We start from the raw sequence: 18,405 nt of genomic DNA, 5'->3' as shown, positions 1-18,405 counted from the left end.
ATGAGTGTCAACGACATTCGAATGTTCGGGCCAGGGCAGGGGACGCGGTTCATCCCGGAGTGGGGTGACGACGCGAGCCCGAACTGGTCGGAATCCGAATGGAGGTCATTCGGAAATCCGAACGGGGAATACTTCGGCGGTGGTTGGGAAGGCGAGCCCGGCACGCTCTTGTGCGACCCGTATCCGTACGACGAGGTCTGCATCATGATCAGCGGCCGGGTGGCGCTGATCGACCTCGATGGAAACCGTCGCGAATTCTCCGCTGGGGAAGCATTTTTCGTGCCGCAGTCGTTTCGCGGTACCTGGGAGACGGTTGAGCCGTCGAGAAGTTCTTCGTCGCGCTCCCCGGATCGCGCTCATGACGGTGGAAACTTCGATGACTGTCGCAGCGTTTGGTCACGTGATCAACGGAACGTGCGAGAGCCCGGCAGGTAGACTTTCCGTGCTGGTCGATCCGGTGACCGACAATGTATACGCCCGTGCTGCCGTCGGTTCCGCCGATGACGTCGACCGAGCCTGCCGTTCGTCCGAGAAGGCTGCGCGGTCCTGGCGCCGGTCCACCCCTGCGCGCCGTCAGGAGTTGCTGCTGGCCCTCGCGGACGCGCTGGAAGCAAACGCGAAATATTTCCTCGAGGTCGAATGCCGCAGTACCGGCAAGCCTCTCAGGCAGGTGCGAGACGACGAGATCCCGCAGTGTGTTGACTTTCTGCGGTACTTCGCGGGTATTGCCCGCTCTCTGCCGGGCGTTGCCGCAATGGAGTACACGGAGGGTGCTACGTCTTATGTCAGACGTGAACCCATTGGCGTGATCGGTGCGATCGCTCCTTGGAACTACCCGTTGATGATGGCGATCTGGAAGATCGCGCCGGCACTCGCGACGGGAAACGCCCTCGTGCTCAAGCCGGCCGAGGAGACGCCGGAAACCGCGGTGATGCTGGGAGTGCTTGCAGCGCAGATCTATCCGCCCGGGGTGTTGAACGTAGTGTGCGGCGATCGCGATACCGGAGCCGCGCTCGTCGCTCATCCGGTTCCTCGGATGATTGCGCTGACGGGATCGACGAGAGCGGGGATTTCGGTCGCAAAGGCCGCATCGGAAGACGTCAAGCTGTTGCATCTCGAACTCGGAGGCAAGGCACCCGCCGTTGTTTTCGCCGACGCGGACCTCGACGGCGCAGTCGCGGGGATTGTTGCCGGAGCCTTTTACAACAGCGGTCAAGATTGCACCGCTGCGACGAGGATTCTCGTTCAAGAGGAGGTTGCGGAGGAGTTCACCGAGAAGTTGACGGCTGCGGCCGCGGACTTGAGGTTGGGCGGACCGGAATCGGGCGATTGTCTCGGCCCCCTGGTCAGCCGCGCTCACCGTGATCGAGTGGCGGAGTTGGTAGAGAGACGCTCATCAAATACGAACGTATGTATTGGCGGGGGAAAGCCGGCTGGACCAGGGTTTTTCTATCTGCCGACTGTTATTTCCGGGGTGCAGCAGGAAGATGAGCTGGTCCAGGAAGAGATATTCGGGCCGGTTGTCACCGTACAGTCGTTCTCCACCGAGGCTGAAGCGATCGAACTTGCGAACGGGACCAAGTACGCTCTCGCGTCGAGCGTGTGGACGTCCGACCACGGCACCGCGATGAGGATGACGGCCGAACTGGACTTCGGCTGCGTCTGGGTGGGAGCCCACGGAATGCTCGCCGCTGAGATGCCTCACGGTGGCTTCGCCGGGTCGGGTTACGGCAAGGATCTGTCGGAGCTCGCACTGGCGGAGTACACGAGGGCCAAGCACGTCATGCATGTGACGAGCGTCTGACTCCTCGGCAGTATCCAACGACGGCCATCTGCCCGCGCTGCGGGCAGATGGCCGTCGTCGTGTCTCGGTGGACCTGCGAGCTACTGTTTAAATATGTTGCAGTGCAACGTATGTGGAGACAGTTTTCGTTGATCCGGGTCGCGAATGCCGGTAAAGTGACGTGTGCAACATTGCGCACTTCGGCGCACATTCAACCCCACTTTCAATTCTGACTCCAGGAGACTGCCATGGGTTCATCCGACACCGATCTCAAAGCGCTCGACAGCGTTATCACCGTCGCCGGTGCATTGGCGGCGATATTCGGCGGAATCGCCGGAGTTGCCGGGCTGGCCACTTTTCTCGGAACCGGCGGCGGTTCTTAGGTTTTCAGCTGACATCAGTGAGGCTCGGACCGTTCGATTCTGACGATCAGATCCGCGCGTGGCCTGACTGCGCTGATCAACTCGGCGTTCGGCTGATCTACCCGTTTCACCCACTCTGCAGCCGCTTCGGAACTCTTTCCGAAGCGGCTGTGGCGTTTCACCAAGCGCTTCGTCCGAGTTTCCTCCGGAACGTCGAGATACCAGACCTCGTCGAGTGCTGCTCGCACTTCCTGCCATCCACCACTGGGTAGGAGCAGATAGTTCCCCTCGGTGACTATCAGCGGTGTACATGGGTCGACAGCCGTTGTGCTGCCTATTGATTCGTCGAACTCGCGATCGAAGACCGGGGCATAGACCGTCGAGTTCGAGGCTCGGAGTCGGCGTAGTAGAGCCGCGTAGCCGTCGACGTCGAAGGTGTCCGGTGCGCCTTTGCGTTCATGCCTGCCGAGTCGGTCGAGTTCCCGATTGGCAAGATGAAAACCGTCCATCTCGACGATGGAGCAACGAGAACCTAATTTCCGCACAATTGCCTGTGACACCGTCGACTTTCCGGCTCCCGGTGCGCCCGTGATGCCGAGGATTCTCCGACCGTCGTCGGTGATCAGGGAAGCAGCGCGTGAAGCAAGTTGGTCGAGCGTCAGCGAGACGGTCGGCGGTGAGGTCGTCACGTGTTGCTCCGATCAGTCCGAAGGGCCGGTGCATCGAGAGTACGCCGGAGGCTTTCGGCCATTGACAGTCTGAATGGACTGTGAAACTGTGAGCCATGCCACTCGAGAAGTTGGAGGTGAGACCGTGACCCTGCGCGATGCGCAGCGCGAAGCGACGCGCCACCGGATTCTCGATGCGGCAACGGATTTACTGATAGCGGACGGTTATTCATCTCTGACGGCGCAGTCGGTGCAAACCGCTGCCGGAGTCAGTCGGGGCGCTCTGCTGCACCACTTTCCGAACATGCAGGAGCTCACTGCGGCGTTGGTGTCGAACATCGTCGTACGGAACGAGGTGGCGGTAAGAGCTGCCATGTCTCGGCAGGATTCGTCGGTAGACACGATCGAGAACTCGATCTCCGCTCTGTATTCGGCGTTGACTCAGCCGCCATTTCAAGCGGAACTCGAACTGTGGTCCGCAGCGCGGACGGATCCGGTGTTGGCCGAGGTGCTCCGGGAATCGGAGCGAATCGCCGGACGGGATCTGCGGCGAGTTGTCCACGACGCTTTCGGTCCCGAAATTGTTGCTTCCGAGAACTATTCGCAGATTGCAGATCTGACGGTGCTGATGCTCCGTGGTTTGGCGCTGTCCCGGGCAGTGCAGAAGAGCGACGCGTCTGCGCGTCGTTCGATCAGTCAATGGGCAGGCGTCGTTCGCCTGCTCCTCACCCAGAACTAGCGCAACTCGTTCCGAGCGAGGCGCGCTCTGTCGACAGGACCGATGATGACGGATTTTGCGACCCTGAAGTACGAGACGTCCGGTGGTAAAGCGTATATCACGCTCAACCGTCCCGATCGGCTCAACGCGATCGACGACCGGATGCCGTCGGACATTCGAAACGCGGTGGCAGCAGCCAATGACGACGACGAGGTCCGTGTGATCGTCTTGCAAGGTGCGGGCAAGGCGTTTTGTGCCGGGTACGACCTCAAGAAGTTTGCCGAAGGCGACCTTGACGGAAAGTGGAACCAGGGCCCGGTCTGGGACCCCATCAAGGACTTTCGCGGGATGAAGCAGAACACCGACGACTTCTTCACGCTCTGGCGATCGCTCAAGCCGACGATCTGCAAGGTTCAGGGATATGCGATTGCCGGTGGGAGTGACATCGCGCTGTCCTGCGACATGCTGATCATGGCCGACGACGCTCGCATCGGATACCCGCCTGCGCGTGTGTGGGGTTGCCCGACGACGGCGATGTGGGTGTACCGGCTCGGCGCCCAGCGTGCCAAGCGAATGCTGTTGACGGGAGACACCATTGACGGTGTCACTGCGGCTGACTGGGGATTGGCGCTCGAAGCGGTGCCGGCCGACGAATTGGACTCGGCGGTGGAAGCGTTGGCGGATCGCATCGCCGGTGTTCCGCTCAATCAGTTGGCCATGCAGAAGATGATGATCAACCAGGCGTACGACAACATGGGATTGCAAGGCACCCAGGTACTGGCAACCCTGTTCGACGGAATTACGCGTCACTCCCCGGAGGGGCGCTGGTTCAAGGATTTTGCCGAGCGCGACGGATTCCATGCCGCGGTTCAGTACCGCGATTCCGGACGCAAGATTCCAGACGGAGGCGGGCCGCTCCCCGCGTCCGACACCCCTCCTCGATAGAAAGTGGATGTGAGATGAGCAGTGTTCTCGAAACGTCGTACTTCCCCGCTGACGTGTCTGACCCGATAGAGGAGCAAACGGTGGGTGGGCTGCTGCGAGAGTGCGCCGCGGACTCGCCGAATCTGATTGCAATCAGAGAAGTGGTTCCGACGCAATCGCATTCGCTTTCCGGGGCGGCTGAAACCGATCGCACGTGGACCTTCGCGCAACTGCTGGACGAAGCGGAGGGGTGTGCGCACTACCTCTTGTCCCAGTTCGATCGCGGAGACAGGATCACCGTCTGGGCTCCGAACGTTCCGGAATGGATGATTCTGCAATACGGCGCCGCGCTCGCCGGGATGGTTCTGGTGACCGCCAATCCTGCGTTGGGTGCGGAGGAGCTGGCGTACGTCTTGTCGCAGTCCCAGTCTCGGGGGCTCTTCCACACCGGAAAGTTTCGCGGTGGCGATATGGCAGCGGTTGCATCCGAGGCGATTTCGATTTCGGGAGAAGAAGTTCTTGCAGTCAACTTCGAGGAGTGGGATCGCCAGGTTCGAGGTTGGGCGGGCGAACGGGGCGCTCTGCCCGAAGTCTCGCCTGACGACAATGCGCAGATCCAGTACACGTCGGGAACCACCGGGGTTCCCAAAGGTGCTCTGTTGCATCACCGAGGATTGGTCAACAATGCCGATTTCGTGAGTCGGAGAGGCCGATTCCCTGAGCGGGGTTCGGTTGTGTCGGCCATGCCGCTGTTCCACACCGCCGGGTGCGGCATCCTGGTTCTCGGCGCCGCGCAGCGAAGAATGTCCATCGGCCTGATCCAGTACTTCGATCCGACTGCGGTTCTCGATGCGGCGGAACGCTTTCACGCTGACGTGATCAGTGGAGTGCCGACGATGCTGATCGCGATGATCAACGACGCCAGCTTCGCGAGCCGCGACTTCTCGGCCTGTTCGGTGGTCGTATCCGGCGGGTCGTCGGTCCCGCCCGAACTCGTCAGCACGGTGGAGTCGGCCTTCGGGGCGGGGTTCAGCATCGTCTACGGACAAACCGAGGCCAGCCCCGTCATCACACAGACCAGCCCGGCCGACACCCACGAAGACAAGTCGGAGACGGTCGGACTCGCGTTGCCGCAGGTCGAGGTGAAGATCTCCGACGTCGTGACCGGGGACAGCGTGCCGCTCGGCGAACAAGGCGAGATCTGCGCGCGCGGGTACCTCGTCATGACCGAGTACTTCCGTAATCCGGAGGCTTCGGCCGACACCGTGGACAAGGACGGTTGGTTGCATACCGGCGATTTGGGGACGATGGACGAACGTGGATACGTCCGGGTTACCGGCCGCCTCAAGGACATGATCATCCGCGGCGGTGAGAACATCTATCCGCGTGAGGTCGAGTCCGTGATCTTCACACATCCGAAGATTCTCGACGTGGCGGTCGTGGGTGTGCCCGACGAGGTGTGGGGTGAGCGAGTTGTCGCCGTCATCCGCTGGAAGGACGAGTCCGACCAACCGACCGCCGCTGAACTGGTCGAGTTCTGCACCGAGCGACTGGCGCGCCACAAGGCGCCCAAGGAGTGGTTCAGCGCGGAGGCGTTCCCACTGACAGGGTCGGGCAAGATCCAGAAATATCGAATTGCGAGCCTGGTCGGCGAAGGCGTGTACGGCGTCGTCAACTGATCGGTGCTCATAGCACGTCGGAGCGATTCTGTCTGGGTTATCCCCGTAAATCGCTTCGACGTGCCCTGTTTATCCTGGTGCCGTGAGTTCAACCTTCGGTGAGACCGGACACAACGCCACCTCCAACCGCATTCGCGCCACAGCGTTTGCGTCGAAGGTGATGTCCGCGTCCGACGCCGTGAAGTTCATCAACCCGGGCGACACCGTCGCGATCAGCGGTTTCGCAAGCGCCGGTACACCAAAGGTTGTCATTCCGGCCCTGGCCGAGCGCATTCACCGGACCCGCGGCAACGGATCGAACTTCACGATCAATCTCCTGACCGGCGCTTCTGTGTCCACCGAGACCGAAAGGCTGCTCGCGGAGGTCGACGGAATCGCGCTGCGCATGCCGTATCAGTCCGAGGCCACCGCACGTCGCCGGATCAACGACGGTCGTATGGACTACGTGGACATCCATCTCTCCCACGTGGCTCAGCAGGTGTGGGAGGGCTACTACGGCAACGTAGACGTCGCGGTGGTCGAGGTCGCCGGTATCACCGAATCGGGGGAACTGATTCCCTCCGCGTCGATTGGCAACAACAAGACCTGGCTGGACGTCGCCGACAGGGTCATCCTCGAAGTCAACTCGTGGGTGCCCGAGGCGATGGAAGGTATTCACGACGTCTATTACGGCACCGCGCTGCCGCCGCATCGCAAGCCGCTCGAGATCATTCGTGTCGAGGACCGGATCGGCCAGACCACGTTCCGAGTGGATCCCACGAAGGTTGTGGCCGTTGTCGAGACCAACTGCCGTGACAGCGCGAGCCCTCTCACTGCACCCGATGCCGTCAGTGAGGCGATCGCCGGCCACGTCCTGGAATTCTTCGACTTCGAGGTGCGCGCCGGACGGATGCCGGCCGATACGTTGCTTCCGCTGCAGGCGGGCATCGGCAATGTCGCCAACGCGGTGCTCGGAGGGCTCGATCGGGGGCCGTATCGCGGCCTGACCTGCTACTCCGAGGTCATCCAGGACGGGATGCTGAAGCTGATCAAGGACGGAACCGTCGCGCATGCGTCGTCGACGGCTTTGGCGCTCACCGAAGAGGGCATCGAAGAACTGACCGCGAACATCGACTTCTACCGCCACCACATCACGCTCCGTCCGCAGGAGATCAGCAACCACCCGGAGGTGGTGCGCAGGCTCGGAATCATCGCCATGAACGGCATGCTCGAGGCCGACATCTACGGCAACGTGAACTCGACGCACGTCATGGGGACGAAGATCATGAACGGAATCGGCGGCTCGGGGGACTTCGCCCGCAACGGCTACGTGTCCATGTTCCTGAGCCCGTCGACGGCCCGCGGCGGTGAGATCTCGGCGATCGTGCCGATGGTTCCGCACGTCGACCACACCGAGCACGACACGCAGGTGTTGGTGACCGAGCAGGGGTTGGCGGATCTGCGCGGTCTGTCGCCGCGGCGACGCGCGCGCCTGATCGTCGACAAGTGTGCTCACCCGGAATTCCGGCCACTGCTCCACGATTACATCGCTCGCGCCGACGCTCAACCGGGTGCGGGGCAGACGCCGCACATCCTGGGCGAGGCATTCTCGTTCCATCAGCGGTACATCGACACGGGTTCGATGCGCCTTTCGTGACGCCAGGCAATGCTGCCGGCAGTGAGAGAATGCGAGGGTGAGCCGAACCGGGGTACCTGACGACGCCATACGCCGGGTTGCCGCGGCGGGGGCCGATGACGCCGGTGGCCTGCCCGTCGAACTGCTGGGTGATTTCCTCGACGTGCTCAGCGACGCTGTCTGTGAAGGGAAACCGCTGCAGCGTCGTCAGCTGCACCGCTTCCGCGCTCGCGGGGAAGAAGCAGCGCAGCAAGGTGTGGCCCTGCGAGCCCTGCTCGATCTGTATCTCTCCTCGGCCTGGCGTCTGTGGCGTGAACTGCCTGCTGTTATTGCGGCACAATCGGATCCGAACGCCGTCGTCGCGGCCGGCGAAGTGATGCTGCGTGCCGTCGACGATGCCGTCGCCGAACTGGCCGAAGGTTTTCAGTTGGCCAGGCGTTCTCTGGTCCGCTCGCAGGTATCGGCACGCCGCGAGTTCGTCGACGACTTGTTGACCGGCGGCGCTGACGTCGTCGGATTGTTGGATCGCGCTTCAGGATTCGGTCTCCACCTCAGTGGTCCGCATGCCGTGGCGGTAGTGACCGCCGCCCGTGAGTTCACCGACGACAACCCTTTGGTGCGCGCCGTCGAACGTGCCGTTCTGGGTAGCAAGGGTGACGCCGATGCGTTGGTCGCCAGCAAGAGCGGCAAACTGGTGGTCGTTTTCGCGGCGCCGGATCGCGATGCCGTCGACCACGTGCTGGCAGGGATTCGGTCGGCTCTCGGGCCGGGGACCGATGACGACGGGCGAGTGCAGTTGCAGCGGCGTCCTTTGGACGGCACGTGGCAGATCGCTGTCGGGCGCCCTCGAACCACCGCTTCGGGCGTGGTGGCGTCGTACCGGGAGGCGCTGGACGCACTGGACCTGGCGCAGCGCCTGTCGTTGACCGCACCGATCATCGATGCTCGTGACCTGCTGGTCTACCGGGTTCTGGTCAACGACAGACCGGCGGTCACCGACCTGATCCACACCCTTCTCACACCGCTGCTCGAGGCGCGTGGTGGCGCTGGACCGATGATCGACACGCTGCTCGCGTACTTTTCCGCCGGCGGCAATACGGCTAAGACCGCCCGAGACCTGCATTTGTCCGTCCGCGCCGTGACGTACCGGTTGGACCGCATCCGTGAACTCACCGGTCAGAACGTCAACGATCCCAACGACAGCTTCGCGCTCCACGCTGCCGTACTGGGTGCGAAGCTGCTCGACTGGCCGGCCACCGAGCTGACCTGATCAGCTTGCGCGGGCGCGTTCTTCGTAGGCAGCACGTGCCGCGGTGTCGACGTCGCCGAGAAACTGCGTCTCGACGCCGAACAGTCGGCTCAATGCCTCGTACGGCCGCCGGGGGAAGAAGCCCTGTGCCTGCACGAGCAGCCCGGACACCCGCGTAATGCGTACGCGTGGACGCGGTTTGGTGATCAAACCGACGACGGCTTCGGCGATTTCCTCCGGCTGAACTTCTCGGAATCCCTTCATTCCCGAAGTGCCCGAGGTGAGTTGGGTGTTGGTGAGCGTCGGCAGCACGGACGAGATGTGAACTCCGGTGCCACGAACTTCCTTGCGGACAGAATCGGTGAAGCCCAACACCGCATGCTTGGCGCCGCAGTACGTCGACAAACCGGGGCACGGGAGTTCGCCTGCAAGCGAAGCGATGTTGATGACGTGTCCACGTCCGCGCGGAAGCATCCGTCGCAATGCGAGCTTGGTTCCCGTGATCACGCCGAGGACGTCGATCTCGATGATGCGTCTGGTCACGGAGTCGTCCTCGTCGACGATCCGTCCGACCGGCATGATGCCCGCATTGTTGACCAGCACGTCGATCGGGCCGAGTTCACCTTCGACGGTGTCGAGGAAGTCGAAGAACGAGGCGGGGTCGGTGACGTCGAGGCGCCCGAACGTGCGGATGCCCAAATCCTTGGCTGCTCGCGCGAGAGTGGCTTCGTCGATGTCGCCGATCGCGACCGTCGCACCCAGGCTGATCAGCCGCTTCGCGGTGGCGTATCCGATGCCCCGGGCGCCGCCGGTGATGACCACTACCTGACCGTCGAAAGGTTTGTTCATTTACTCCAGCGTCTCCAAAGATAGGGGTTGGTTGCAGTGAGATGTGATTGTGGACCAGTCGAAACCGGGTTGCTAGGGCTTCTTGGCCGAAGTGGGACGATAGATTTGTGACTAAGTCACAATCAGGGTGACAAGTCGGGGAGGCGCCATGGACACATCGGAGTTGGACGGCTGGATTGCAAATCTCGCGCCCATCTATCTCCAGCCGGAGGTGATCGACGGTTTCGTTCAACGCATCGACGACGCCATTGCGGTGGCCAATCCTGAAGTGGCGGGTGATCGGGAGCTACGACGCGATGTGGATGCGAGCACTGCGGCGCAGCTTCGAGTCATCGTGGCCGCGATCGCGGGCGGTTCCCAGGAGGTCACGCCGCCGCCGGAGTCGGTTGCGCTTGCACTCACCGTTGCCAGGCGCGGTATGGATCTTCGAGTCCTGCTCAAGATCTACGGTGCCGGACGCCTCGCGATGCTGGGCTTCGTCGACGAGTCGATAGAAGCACTCCCGATCGGTCCGGAACTCAAGCGCGCACTTCTGGTCCGAGTGTGGGGTTCGGCGATGAGATGGCTGGAAGTGACCACCGAATTGTTGGTGGCAACGTATGCGAAGGAGCGTGAGAGCTTGGCGCGCGGCGCTTTTGCGCGTCGGTCCGAGACGGTGCACGCGATTGTCGCAGGCGAAGCACTTCACTCCGATGAGGTGTCGCAGATTCTCGACTACCCGATGCGGCGCCACCACACTGCGTTTGTTCTCTGGACGGACGACACCGATCCGGCCGCCGACGTATTGGCCCGATTGGACTCGTATGCGCGTTCCTTTGTGGACGAGTCGAATGCCGAGCGCGTGCTGACGCTGCCTTCGGGGGCGCGCGAGGTGTGGTCGTGGGTCGCGCATTTCGACGACCATGAGTGGGCGGCGCTCGATCGTGCTCGGAATTCGGATCTTCGTGTCGCGGTGGGGGCCAGCGGTTACGGAATGGAAGGATTCGCGCGCAGTCACCGCGAGGCTCTCGCCGCGCAGCGCATCGCGGTCCGTTCCACGGGTTCGCCGGGGGTCACCGTCTACGAAGATGTTCAGGTTCCCTGTCTGCTCACCGAAGATCTGGACGAACTGCGTGCGTTGGTGGCTCGGGAATTGAAAGGCCTCGCCGGCGCGGACGGTGTCACGACGCGTATCCGTGACACCGTTCGGGTCTATTACGAGAACAATTGCACTGCAGCCGCTACCGCCGTGGCGCTCGGTCTGCACAAGAACACCGTGCGGTATCGACTCGATCAGGCCGAAAAGCTGTTAGACCGCAGCGTGGACCAGCGTCGGCTGCCAACAGAGTTGGCGCTCATCGCGCTGGAGAGCTACGGAGCCGCCCTCCTGGCGAACCCGTGACTCGCTACTGCATGTCGTCGAGCCCGGGGAGCGAATAGCCGGAGCTGTCATCCCAATCGGCGGGGGTGTCGTCGAGTGAAACGTCCCAGTCTGCGTCGGGCACCGCTCGCCGGAGTTCGGTCAGAGCGTTGAACCAGTAGACGAGCGAAGGGATTACCTCGGTCGGGTCGCTCGAGATCTTTGTCGAACCGTTGAGCAGAGTGTTGGGGATATCCGACGGATAGAGGTCCAGGACCTCGTAGTCGAACGGAAATTCGTCGTTGTGGACGGCGATGAGTCGGTCGACTTCGGCCTTCTCGTCGTCGGTCAGCGGTGTGGTGCGGACGGCGGAGTAGTACAACGAGGTGCTCATGCTTGCCAGGCTAGAACAAGATGCCGTCCAGCGGCGGTTTCGGACGCAACACCCTCAGATTGCATGGTTTCGGCAACTTCAGATGTGAAAGTCGTCGATATTTCGACCGGGATGGATAGAAGTCGGCAAGGAACACTGGAGAAGACGGCGAGACGGCCGTCCGAACCCAGTGAAGGAGCTCCCCGTGACCGCAGTCATCAGTGCCATTCGGGTAGGTGGTCAGCGATGAACGTTCCCATGTGGGCGTGGGCCGCGTTCGCCGCAGTCATCGTCGTCATGTTGCTCATCGACCTGCTCGCCCACCGCGGCGCGCACGTCATCGGCTTCAAGGAAGCGGCCTGGTGGAGTGCACTCTGGGTCGGTTTGTCTCTCGTATTCGCGGTGGTCGTCACCCTGACCTTGGGGGTGAACTCGGGCGTCGAATTCACCACGGCCTGGCTGTTGGAGAAGAGCCTCTCCGTCGACAACCTCTTCGTGTTCGCCCTGATCTTCGGTTACTTCAAGGTGCCCCGTGAATACCAGCACCGCGTGTTGTTCTTCGGTGTCATCGGCGCCCTGATCTTCCGCGGTATCTTCCTCGCCGCCGGCGTTGCCGTGGTCAGCAAGTTCACGGCCGTTCTGTTCGTCTTCGCCGCCATCCTGCTCTACAGCGCCTACAAGCTGCTCAAGGACGACGACGAGAACTTCGATCCGGGAACCTCGCTGGCGGTTCGCTTGCTGCGCAAGATCATGCCGGTCCGTGAGGAATACGCAGGAACCAAGTTCTTCGTCAAGGAAGCCGGAAAGCGCGTCGCAACACCACTGTTCGCCGTCGTCGTCGCCATCGAAGCTGCCGACCTCGTGTTCGCAGTCGACAGTGTCCCGGCAGTGCTGGCAGTGAGTGACGATCCATTCATCGTCTACTCCAGCAACGCGTTTGCGATCTTGGGTCTGCGTGCCCTGTACTTCCTGCTCTCGGGCCTGCTCGAGAAGTTCCACTACCTGTCCAAGGGTCTGTCGATCATCCTCGCCTTCATCGGCGTGAAGCTGATCATGCAGGCCAGCCACAAGGTGATCAGCACGTCGATCCCCGAGATTCCCTCACTGGTCAGCCTCGCGGTGATCATCGTGGTGTTGGCAGGCTCGATCATCCTGAGTCTCAAGAAGCCGCTACCGGAAGAGCCTGAGGCCGAAGAGGTTGCGACCGGTGATGCACCGATCGACCTCGAGAAGTCAGGTGCTGACGGCAGCATCGAGAAATCCGGCGTCCAGCTCGCAACCGGCGAGCGCGACGACGATGACGACAAGGTAGATGCTCGGCCCAGAGGCTGACGCCTGATCGGCTGAACGAATCGAAAAGGGAGACCACACAACGACGTGTGGTCTCCCTTTGTCAAATCATCACCAACTGCTTCCCCCGGTTGTGGCCCGAAAGCTGCCCGATCAAGGCCGCTGGGGCATTTTCGATGCCCTCGGTGACATCGTTGCGGTAGCGCAGTCCACCTTCGGCGATTCGAGCGGACGCCCACGCCCGGTACTCCGGGTACCGGTCGTAGTGGTCGTAGCAGACGAACCCTTCGATGCGTAGACGTTTGCGTAGTACAGGGCGTAGGGGAGGCCCGACTTCGCTTTCATCCTGGTTGTATTCGCTGATCATTCCGCACACGACGACCCTTCCGAAATCGGCCATGCGATCGAAAACCGCTCGCGTGATCGAGCCTCCGACGTTGTCGAAATAGACGTCGACGCCCTTCGGACACAATTCGTCCAACTGCTCGCCGATGTTCGCCGTCTTCCTATCTATGCAGGCGTCGAACCCCAATTCCTCCACAACGTATTCGGTCTTCTCACCCCCGGCGATTCCGATCACCCGGGCGCCCGCCAGCTTCGCGATTTGGCCTGCAACCATGCCGACTGCTCCGCCGGCCGCCGAAACCACGACTGTGTCTCGCTCTCGGACGTCGGCGACCAACCGCATTCCGCAGTGTGCGACAAATCCTGGCTGTCCTAGAATTCCGAGTTCATCTCCTAGGGAAGCTCGATTCTCCCTCGGTATGCGGTCCAGGGCAGCGCCTTTGATTGTGTGATAAACCTGCCAGTGCGTGCCGCCTCGAACCAAATCACCTGCCGCAAAGTCAGGATGCCGCGAAGAAATCACTTCGCCGACTGCGATGCCGTCCAAACCGGAGTGCGCAGGCACTACTCCAGCCAAGACGACGTCGCCGATACCGGCAACAGCTCCCAACGGCCCGGGGGCAGAGCTGGTGGACGGTAGGCGTCTTCGTATCGCCGGATCGATCGAAAGATAGTGGGCGCGGAACAGAACTTCGCCGTCCGCGGGCGGCCGGATCGGAACCTCGTCGATCCGAAAATCTTCTACGACAGGCAAGCCGCGGGGAGCTCGAACGACTCGCACAGCGCGGTTCACATATTCGGTCATGCGCAATTTCCAATCTGCTTCGACACCGGTTCGCATCACTTCTCGGGACGATTGCCCGGAATTGATCTCGCCGCCTTACTGATTCACGGCGAAGACGTCTGGGAATTCTGTCCTCGAGCAGCAAGGAGCGCACCTTCCCGCCCGCTCAGTGAGAATGTGGCAACCCGACGTCCGGAGCGCGACTTCATTTCCCATACAGCGGGCGGTTTGTTGGTTGCCTCGTAGTCCGACTGTGAAGCTCTGCGCAGTTCAGTTCAGCGCAGCGCTGACGCTCGTCACCAGTGGTATTCGGCTGTGGATTTTTACGAGGGCGTCAATGATCTGCCAGATCTTGTGTGAGTGATTTTGTCGAGGACGAGAGGTTGACTATGACTTCGCCGGTGGGTTCGGAGCGTGCGGTTCATGACACAACGGATTGGCTCAGAACGGGATTGGTCGATCCAACGGAGCCAGGCTTCCTGTCCGATCCGTACGCGCGGTACGCGATTGCGCGAGAAGTTGCTCCGGTACAACAGCATTCGAATGGCGTATACATGCTTTTCGCCTACGACGACGTGAAACGCGCACTGGCGGACAAGTCGCTGAGTTCGTCGGAACAGTATGCACTCGAGGCACCGCGCAATATGCGGATCAAGGCGGCCGGTGGCAGCGACGCCTACTTGTTGCGCCCATCGTTGTCGAAGCTGGATCCGCCGGACCATCTGGCATTGCGCAAGCTACTGGCGCGCCCGTTCACGCCCAGGGCAATCAAGCGTTACGACGCGCGGGCGAAGGAAATCGTCGACGAGTTGCTTGCCGATCATGGACGGGGCTCCGAGATCGAGCTGGTGACGGAAGTTGCTCATCCGCTACCGATTCGCCTTGTCTGCGAAATTTTCGGTATCCCCGTACCTGCCGACACCGATACGATGTTCGAGTGGACCCGTAAGGGACTCAACCTACTCGATCCGTTTCTGACTGCCGAGCAGACCAGCGACTACATTTCCGCTCAACGTGATTTCTCGGCACACCTTCAGGACGTTATCGCTTGGAAGCGCAACAATCTTGGCGACGACATCCTGTCGGACTTCATCTCCGCCGGCGACGAAGGCGAGATAATCGGGCCGGATCAAGTTGCCGCTACCGTGCAGACTTTGGTCATCGCCGGACTGGACACCACAGTCAATCAGGTCGGTCTCACCATGAATGCACTTATGGGCCATCGTGATCAGTGGGAACGACTCGTCGACGACAGGGCACTGCTCGATCACGCGGTAGAAGAAGTCCTGCGCTATGAGCCGACGGCGCAGTTGATGATTCGCATTGCTCCCGAGGATTACGCGGTGGGAGATGCGGTGATTCCGGCCGGAAATCACATTGTGACGTGGCTGGCGTCGGCAAACCGCGATGAAACTCGATTCGGTCCGAACGCGGACAGATTGGACTGGTCGAGGTCAAATGTCCGGGACCACATCACGTTCGGTCACGGTGCGCACGCTTGCCTCGGTGCGTGGTTGGCCCGGCTGGAGATCAAGACCATCCTGAATGCGTTGATCGACAAAGCGCCGAAGACCGAGCTCGTCGACGGTGGAGTGACGTGGGGTGGCACGGCCTTTATCCGCGGTGTCTCCGAACTGCGATTGAACCTTTTCTGATTGCACGAATTCGTGAACAGACCACTCGGTGGGCAAGTCGGTGTCAGATGGTCGACGTCTTGTTAGTCTGGGCCGGTGCCTGATCCCGCAACTGCGTGTTACCCGGCATTGCCCGCGACAAGTTGGGCAGTGCTGGGAATGCTCACATTCGGAGAAGAACTCAGTGGCAGCGATCTGAAAAGCTGGGCCGACTGGAGCATCGGGTTCTATTACTGGAGCCCGTCGGTGAGCCAGGTCTATACCGAGCTCAAAAAGCTGGAAACGCTGGGATTCGTCAGTTCGCGGGAGGTTTCGGAATCGGGTGGGCGTCGTCGACGAGTGTTCACGATAACCGAATCCGGTATCGAGGCTCTCAGATCATGGTCACGCCGATCGGAGATCGAAACCCCCGTTCTCAAACATGGAGTGATGTTGAGACTGTGGGTCGGCCACCTCAACGACCCCGATCAGCTCAAGTCGATAGTGCTCGATCACATCGACAACCTCGAGGCAAAGAAGCTCAATGCAATCGAACACGCCGATAACTCGGAGAATGAACCCGCCTGGGCATTTACCGAGATGAGTCTGCGATGGATAGGCCGCCATTTTCAGATGGAGATCGACCTCGCCGCTCAGTTGCTCGATGACATCGATGAGGCCGCCGCTCGATTCGCGCAAGGCGACGCCAACGCTCTCGGCTTGCCGCAGCCCGTCAATGCCGGTAGTTGGAAGTTGATCTGAGCGTGCGGAGGTACAACTCCCCAGATTCTGCCCCACGCCAATAGAATTGTGCTGTCGAGGTTTTCGTGCCCAATCTTCGTGCCTAGTCTTCGTGCCCAATCTTCGTGCCTAGTCTTCGTGCCTACTGAGCTCGCATGCTTTCGGTGGTCCGGACGCCCGCATTTCGCCACAGGGAAGCGGCTGTTTCCCGAAGAAGCCCGGTGAGAGGCGAGTTCCGCTCGTCGAGCGGCATTTGTCGGAGCGGTCCGCAGATCGACAGCGCGGAGGTCGCGACGCCGATCGGGCCGATCGGAGTGGCGATCGTGCCGAATCCGTCGATCGGCGTGTCACGGCCGTATCCCACGCCGGTTTTTCGGACCTCGTCGGCCGCCTCTCCTCGCTCGTTGTTGAAGGTGTGGAGGACCCTGCCGACGAGAGTTCCGTCTGCGCGTGTGCTGAAACCGATCCGATTCGGAATCATGCTGGCGAAACGACCTGCCATGTGGGCGCGGCACACCACATTTGAGCCGTCGAGAATCGTCATCTCGACGATCAGTCCGGTACGCCGGTGCAATTCGTACAGGTGCGGATGCGCAGCTGAGTGAAGTCTGTCCTGGTACACGGCCAACGAGCCGAGTTCCACGAGCCGCAACCCGAGCGTGTAATCGCGGCCGCTGCGGTGCAGCCACCGAAGTTGGACCAGATGGTCGAGTATGCGGTGGGCTGAAGACCTTGGAAGCCCGGTTCGTCGGACAATCTCGGCGAGGGTGAGACGATCTCGACCGCCGAACGCATCCAGTAGCAGAGAGACTCGGTCGAGGAAGGCGTTCGGCGTTGCGGGATCGACCTCGAGCTGGAGCGACATGTGTTCCCTCTGCTATCCCGTAGTCAAGTTGGACAACTGCCCTGGACAAGGCTATTTCGATTAGGAATGATGACATGTTTTTTCTGCTTTGTGAAGAAGGCCACCCTGTGGATCGGACGCCTCCGGTGCTCGTCGGCGGAAACGGACCACTGATCGGGAGAGCGGGTTCCTTGCTTGGTGGTGGGCGATCTACGTTGACGTGATCACACGCCAAGTGGACAAACGCGGATGCCGGCGCAGACGTAGCGCCACCCGCCGGGCTGAGAGACCAGGAGACGATATGACGATTCAAGCGGAAGTCACCACGATGCTTGCAACCCTCAACGCTGGATTCCCGGATGTCACCAGTGTCCCGCCGTCGGAGCTACGAACTCTGATTCGGAACCGACGTGCGCCGCTGACGGGTCTTCCCGACATGCTTTCAGTCGAGAATCACGTAATCGACGGTCCCGGTGGAGATCTGGCAATTCGCGTCTTTCGTCCGCATGGAACCTCGAACGACGTTCCCCTCGTGGTCTTCGCTCACGGGGGCGGTTTCGTGTTCTGCGATCTGGACAGTCACGACGAATTCTGTCGATCGATGGCGCAGGGAGTCGGCGCAGTAGTGGTTGCCGTCGACTATCGGTTGGCGCCGGAGCATCCGGCACCGGCAGCCCACGACGACGTCTACGCCGCGGTGGCGTGGGCCAGCGAGCATGCTGCCGAATACGGTTCCGACGCAGGTAAAATCGCACTTGTGGGCGACAGTGCGGGAGGGAACCTCGCGGCGACCGTGGCTATTGCCGCTCGGGATCGGGGTGGTCCGGAAATCGCCCTTCAGGTTCTCATCTACCCCGTGATCGACGACGACTTCGAAACCGAGTCGTATCGGCTCTACGGCACGGGTCACTACAACACCACCGCAGCGATGGAATGGTACTGGCAGCAGTACGCGCCTGAAGGTCGCGACGACGCCCGTGTGATTCCTACGCGTGCGGAGACGCTCGCCGGTCTTCCGTCTGCTGTCGTCGTGACAGCCGAACTCGATCCGCCGTGTTCGTCAGGTGACGCGTATGCGCAGATGCTCGCGACGGCTGGCGTTTCGGTGCGCCATCATCGCTTCGAAGGATTGTTCCACGGCTTCCTCACTATTCCGTCTTTGTCACTGACCGAGCCTGCGCGACAGAAGCTTTGGGCGATGACGCGCGAGGCGCTCGGTAGCGAGTAGG

General features: G+C 61.4%; 18 protein-coding genes. 13 read left to right on the top strand and 5 right to left on the bottom strand.

All coding sequences use genetic code 11. The annotated features are described in order from the left end of the window. From P0M12_RS10030 to P0M12_RS10020, 3 genes are all read left to right on the top strand, one after another. Positions 1-435 carry a cupin domain-containing protein gene (locus tag P0M12_RS10030; RefSeq protein WP_277377640.1) on the top strand — a complete coding sequence of 145 codons (435 nt, stop codon included), beginning with the start codon at positions 1-3 and terminating at the stop codon, positions 433-435. Then, on the top strand, positions 359-1,804 hold the full coding sequence (locus P0M12_RS10025) for an aminobutyraldehyde dehydrogenase (protein WP_210377818.1): 1,446 nt from the start codon (positions 359-361) through the stop codon (positions 1,802-1,804). Before P0M12_RS10030 ends, P0M12_RS10025 begins: the two co-directional genes overlap by 77 nt. 227 nt (positions 1,805-2,031) lie before the next feature. Beyond that, positions 2,032-2,166 (top strand): hypothetical protein, encoded by a 135-nt coding sequence (locus tag P0M12_RS10020; protein WP_003942853.1) that lies wholly within the window; start codon positions 2,032-2,034, stop codon positions 2,164-2,166. Positions 2,167-2,180: 14 nt separating this feature from the next. Here P0M12_RS10020 and P0M12_RS10015 read toward each other — a convergent pair whose 3' ends face one another. After that, entirely contained in the window at positions 2,181-2,834 is a 654-nt protein-coding gene (locus P0M12_RS10015; protein WP_007730507.1) for a nucleoside/nucleotide kinase family protein, read from the bottom strand. A 124-nt stretch (positions 2,835-2,958) separates the two neighbouring features. Between P0M12_RS10015 and P0M12_RS10010 the strand changes: the two genes are divergently transcribed. The 5 genes from P0M12_RS10010 (at position 2,959) to P0M12_RS09990 (ending at position 9,019) form a co-directional block, all read left to right on the top strand. Next, a complete protein-coding gene (locus P0M12_RS10010; protein WP_007730510.1) occupies positions 2,959-3,552 on the top strand; it encodes a TetR/AcrR family transcriptional regulator in 594 nt (197 codons plus the stop codon). A gap of 45 nt (positions 3,553-3,597) precedes the next feature. After that, positions 3,598-4,476 (top strand): crotonase/enoyl-CoA hydratase family protein, encoded by an 879-nt coding sequence (locus P0M12_RS10005; protein ID WP_223304467.1) that lies wholly within the window; start codon positions 3,598-3,600, stop codon positions 4,474-4,476. 14 nt (positions 4,477-4,490) lie between these two features. Beyond that, complete coding sequence (locus P0M12_RS10000) at positions 4,491-6,134, top strand: AMP-binding protein (RefSeq protein WP_210377816.1); 1,644 nt, start codon at positions 4,491-4,493, stop codon at positions 6,132-6,134. An 82-nt stretch (positions 6,135-6,216) separates the two neighbouring features. Beyond that, positions 6,217-7,770 (top strand): acetyl-CoA hydrolase/transferase family protein, encoded by a 1,554-nt coding sequence (locus tag P0M12_RS09995; RefSeq protein ID WP_007730514.1) that lies wholly within the window; start codon positions 6,217-6,219, stop codon positions 7,768-7,770. A 37-nt stretch (positions 7,771-7,807) separates the two neighbouring features. Further along, entirely contained in the window at positions 7,808-9,019 is a 1,212-nt protein-coding gene (locus tag P0M12_RS09990; protein WP_007730515.1) for a helix-turn-helix domain-containing protein, read from the top strand. Here P0M12_RS09990 and P0M12_RS09985 read toward each other — a convergent pair whose 3' ends face one another. Further along, a complete protein-coding gene (locus P0M12_RS09985) occupies positions 9,020-9,847 on the bottom strand; it encodes an SDR family oxidoreductase (RefSeq protein ID WP_003942902.1) in 828 nt (275 codons plus the stop codon). A 148-nt stretch (positions 9,848-9,995) separates the two neighbouring features. Between P0M12_RS09985 and P0M12_RS09980 the strand changes: the two genes are divergently transcribed. After that, positions 9,996-11,228: a helix-turn-helix domain-containing protein gene (locus P0M12_RS09980; protein ID WP_042451555.1), complete on the top strand. Its 1,233-nt coding sequence runs from the start codon at positions 9,996-9,998 to the stop codon at positions 11,226-11,228. Positions 11,229-11,232: 4 nt separating this feature from the next. Here P0M12_RS09980 and P0M12_RS09975 read toward each other — a convergent pair whose 3' ends face one another. After that, positions 11,233-11,580, bottom strand: coding sequence for a hypothetical protein (locus tag P0M12_RS09975; protein ID WP_003943172.1), 348 nt, complete (start codon positions 11,578-11,580; stop codon positions 11,233-11,235). Positions 11,581-11,805: 225 nt separating this feature from the next. On the opposite strand from P0M12_RS09975, the gene P0M12_RS09970 reads away from it, so the two are divergent. Continuing rightward, complete coding sequence (locus P0M12_RS09970) at positions 11,806-12,891, top strand: TerC family protein (protein WP_003942925.1); 1,086 nt, start codon at positions 11,806-11,808, stop codon at positions 12,889-12,891. Between the two features lie 61 nt (positions 12,892-12,952). On the opposite strand, the gene P0M12_RS09965 is transcribed toward P0M12_RS09970, so the two are convergent. Beyond that, positions 12,953-13,999 (bottom strand): NADP-dependent oxidoreductase, encoded by a 1,047-nt coding sequence (locus P0M12_RS09965; RefSeq protein ID WP_030536117.1) that lies wholly within the window; start codon positions 13,997-13,999, stop codon positions 12,953-12,955. A gap of 368 nt (positions 14,000-14,367) precedes the next feature. On the opposite strand from P0M12_RS09965, the gene P0M12_RS09960 reads away from it, so the two are divergent. Both P0M12_RS09960 and P0M12_RS09955 read left to right on the top strand, forming a co-directional pair. After that, on the top strand, positions 14,368-15,633 hold the full coding sequence (locus P0M12_RS09960; RefSeq protein ID WP_007730518.1) for a cytochrome P450: 1,266 nt from the start codon (positions 14,368-14,370) through the stop codon (positions 15,631-15,633). A gap of 138 nt (positions 15,634-15,771) precedes the next feature. Further along, the gene (locus tag P0M12_RS09955; RefSeq protein ID WP_081604840.1) at positions 15,772-16,353 is read left to right on the top strand and encodes a PadR family transcriptional regulator; all 582 of its coding nucleotides are present in this window, start codon (positions 15,772-15,774) and stop codon (positions 16,351-16,353) included. 121 nt (positions 16,354-16,474) lie between these two features. On the opposite strand, the gene P0M12_RS09950 is transcribed toward P0M12_RS09955, so the two are convergent. Continuing rightward, positions 16,475-17,197 carry a helix-turn-helix domain-containing protein gene (locus P0M12_RS09950; RefSeq protein ID WP_007730520.1) on the bottom strand — a complete coding sequence of 241 codons (723 nt, stop codon included), beginning with the start codon at positions 17,195-17,197 and terminating at the stop codon, positions 16,475-16,477. A 280-nt stretch (positions 17,198-17,477) separates the two neighbouring features. Between P0M12_RS09950 and P0M12_RS09945 the strand changes: the two genes are divergently transcribed. Then, the gene (locus P0M12_RS09945; RefSeq protein WP_007730522.1) at positions 17,478-18,404 is read left to right on the top strand and encodes an alpha/beta hydrolase; all 927 of its coding nucleotides are present in this window, start codon (positions 17,478-17,480) and stop codon (positions 18,402-18,404) included. Position 18,405: the final 1 nt, after the last annotated feature.

It is taken from the genome of Rhodococcus sp. RCBS9, from assembly GCF_029457415.1.
Classification (GTDB): Bacteria; Actinomycetota; Actinomycetes; order Mycobacteriales; family Mycobacteriaceae; genus Rhodococcus_F; species Rhodococcus_F qingshengii.
Note: the sequence above shows the minus strand (reverse complement) of the source record. Positions and strands in the feature narration are given on the sequence as shown.

Coding starts and splice junctions, on each gene's coding strand:
- P0M12_RS10030 (WP_277377640.1), top strand. CDS start 1: ATGAGTGTCAACGACATTCGAATGTTCGGGCCAGGGCAGGGGACGCGG.
- P0M12_RS10025 (WP_210377818.1), top strand. CDS start 359: ATGACGGTGGAAACTTCGATGACTGTCGCAGCGTTTGGTCACGTGATC.
- P0M12_RS10020 (WP_003942853.1), top strand. CDS start 2,032: ATGGGTTCATCCGACACCGATCTCAAAGCGCTCGACAGCGTTATCACC.
- P0M12_RS10005 (WP_223304467.1), top strand. CDS start 3,598: ATGACGGATTTTGCGACCCTGAAGTACGAGACGTCCGGTGGTAAAGCG.
- P0M12_RS10000 (WP_210377816.1), top strand. CDS start 4,491: ATGAGCAGTGTTCTCGAAACGTCGTACTTCCCCGCTGACGTGTCTGAC.
- P0M12_RS09985 (WP_003942902.1), bottom strand. CDS start 9,847: ATGAACAAACCTTTCGACGGTCAGGTAGTGGTCATCACCGGCGGCGCC.
- P0M12_RS09980 (WP_042451555.1), top strand. CDS start 9,996: ATGGACACATCGGAGTTGGACGGCTGGATTGCAAATCTCGCGCCCATC.
- P0M12_RS09975 (WP_003943172.1), bottom strand. CDS start 11,580: ATGAGCACCTCGTTGTACTACTCCGCCGTCCGCACCACACCGCTGACC.
- P0M12_RS09970 (WP_003942925.1), top strand. CDS start 11,806: ATGAACGTTCCCATGTGGGCGTGGGCCGCGTTCGCCGCAGTCATCGTC.
- P0M12_RS09965 (WP_030536117.1), bottom strand. CDS start 13,999: ATGACCGAATATGTGAACCGCGCTGTGCGAGTCGTTCGAGCTCCCCGC.
- P0M12_RS09960 (WP_007730518.1), top strand. CDS start 14,368: ATGACTTCGCCGGTGGGTTCGGAGCGTGCGGTTCATGACACAACGGAT.
- P0M12_RS09955 (WP_081604840.1), top strand. CDS start 15,772: ATGCTCACATTCGGAGAAGAACTCAGTGGCAGCGATCTGAAAAGCTGG.
- P0M12_RS09950 (WP_007730520.1), bottom strand. CDS start 17,197: ATGTCGCTCCAGCTCGAGGTCGATCCCGCAACGCCGAACGCCTTCCTC.
- P0M12_RS09945 (WP_007730522.1), top strand. CDS start 17,478: ATGACGATTCAAGCGGAAGTCACCACGATGCTTGCAACCCTCAACGCT.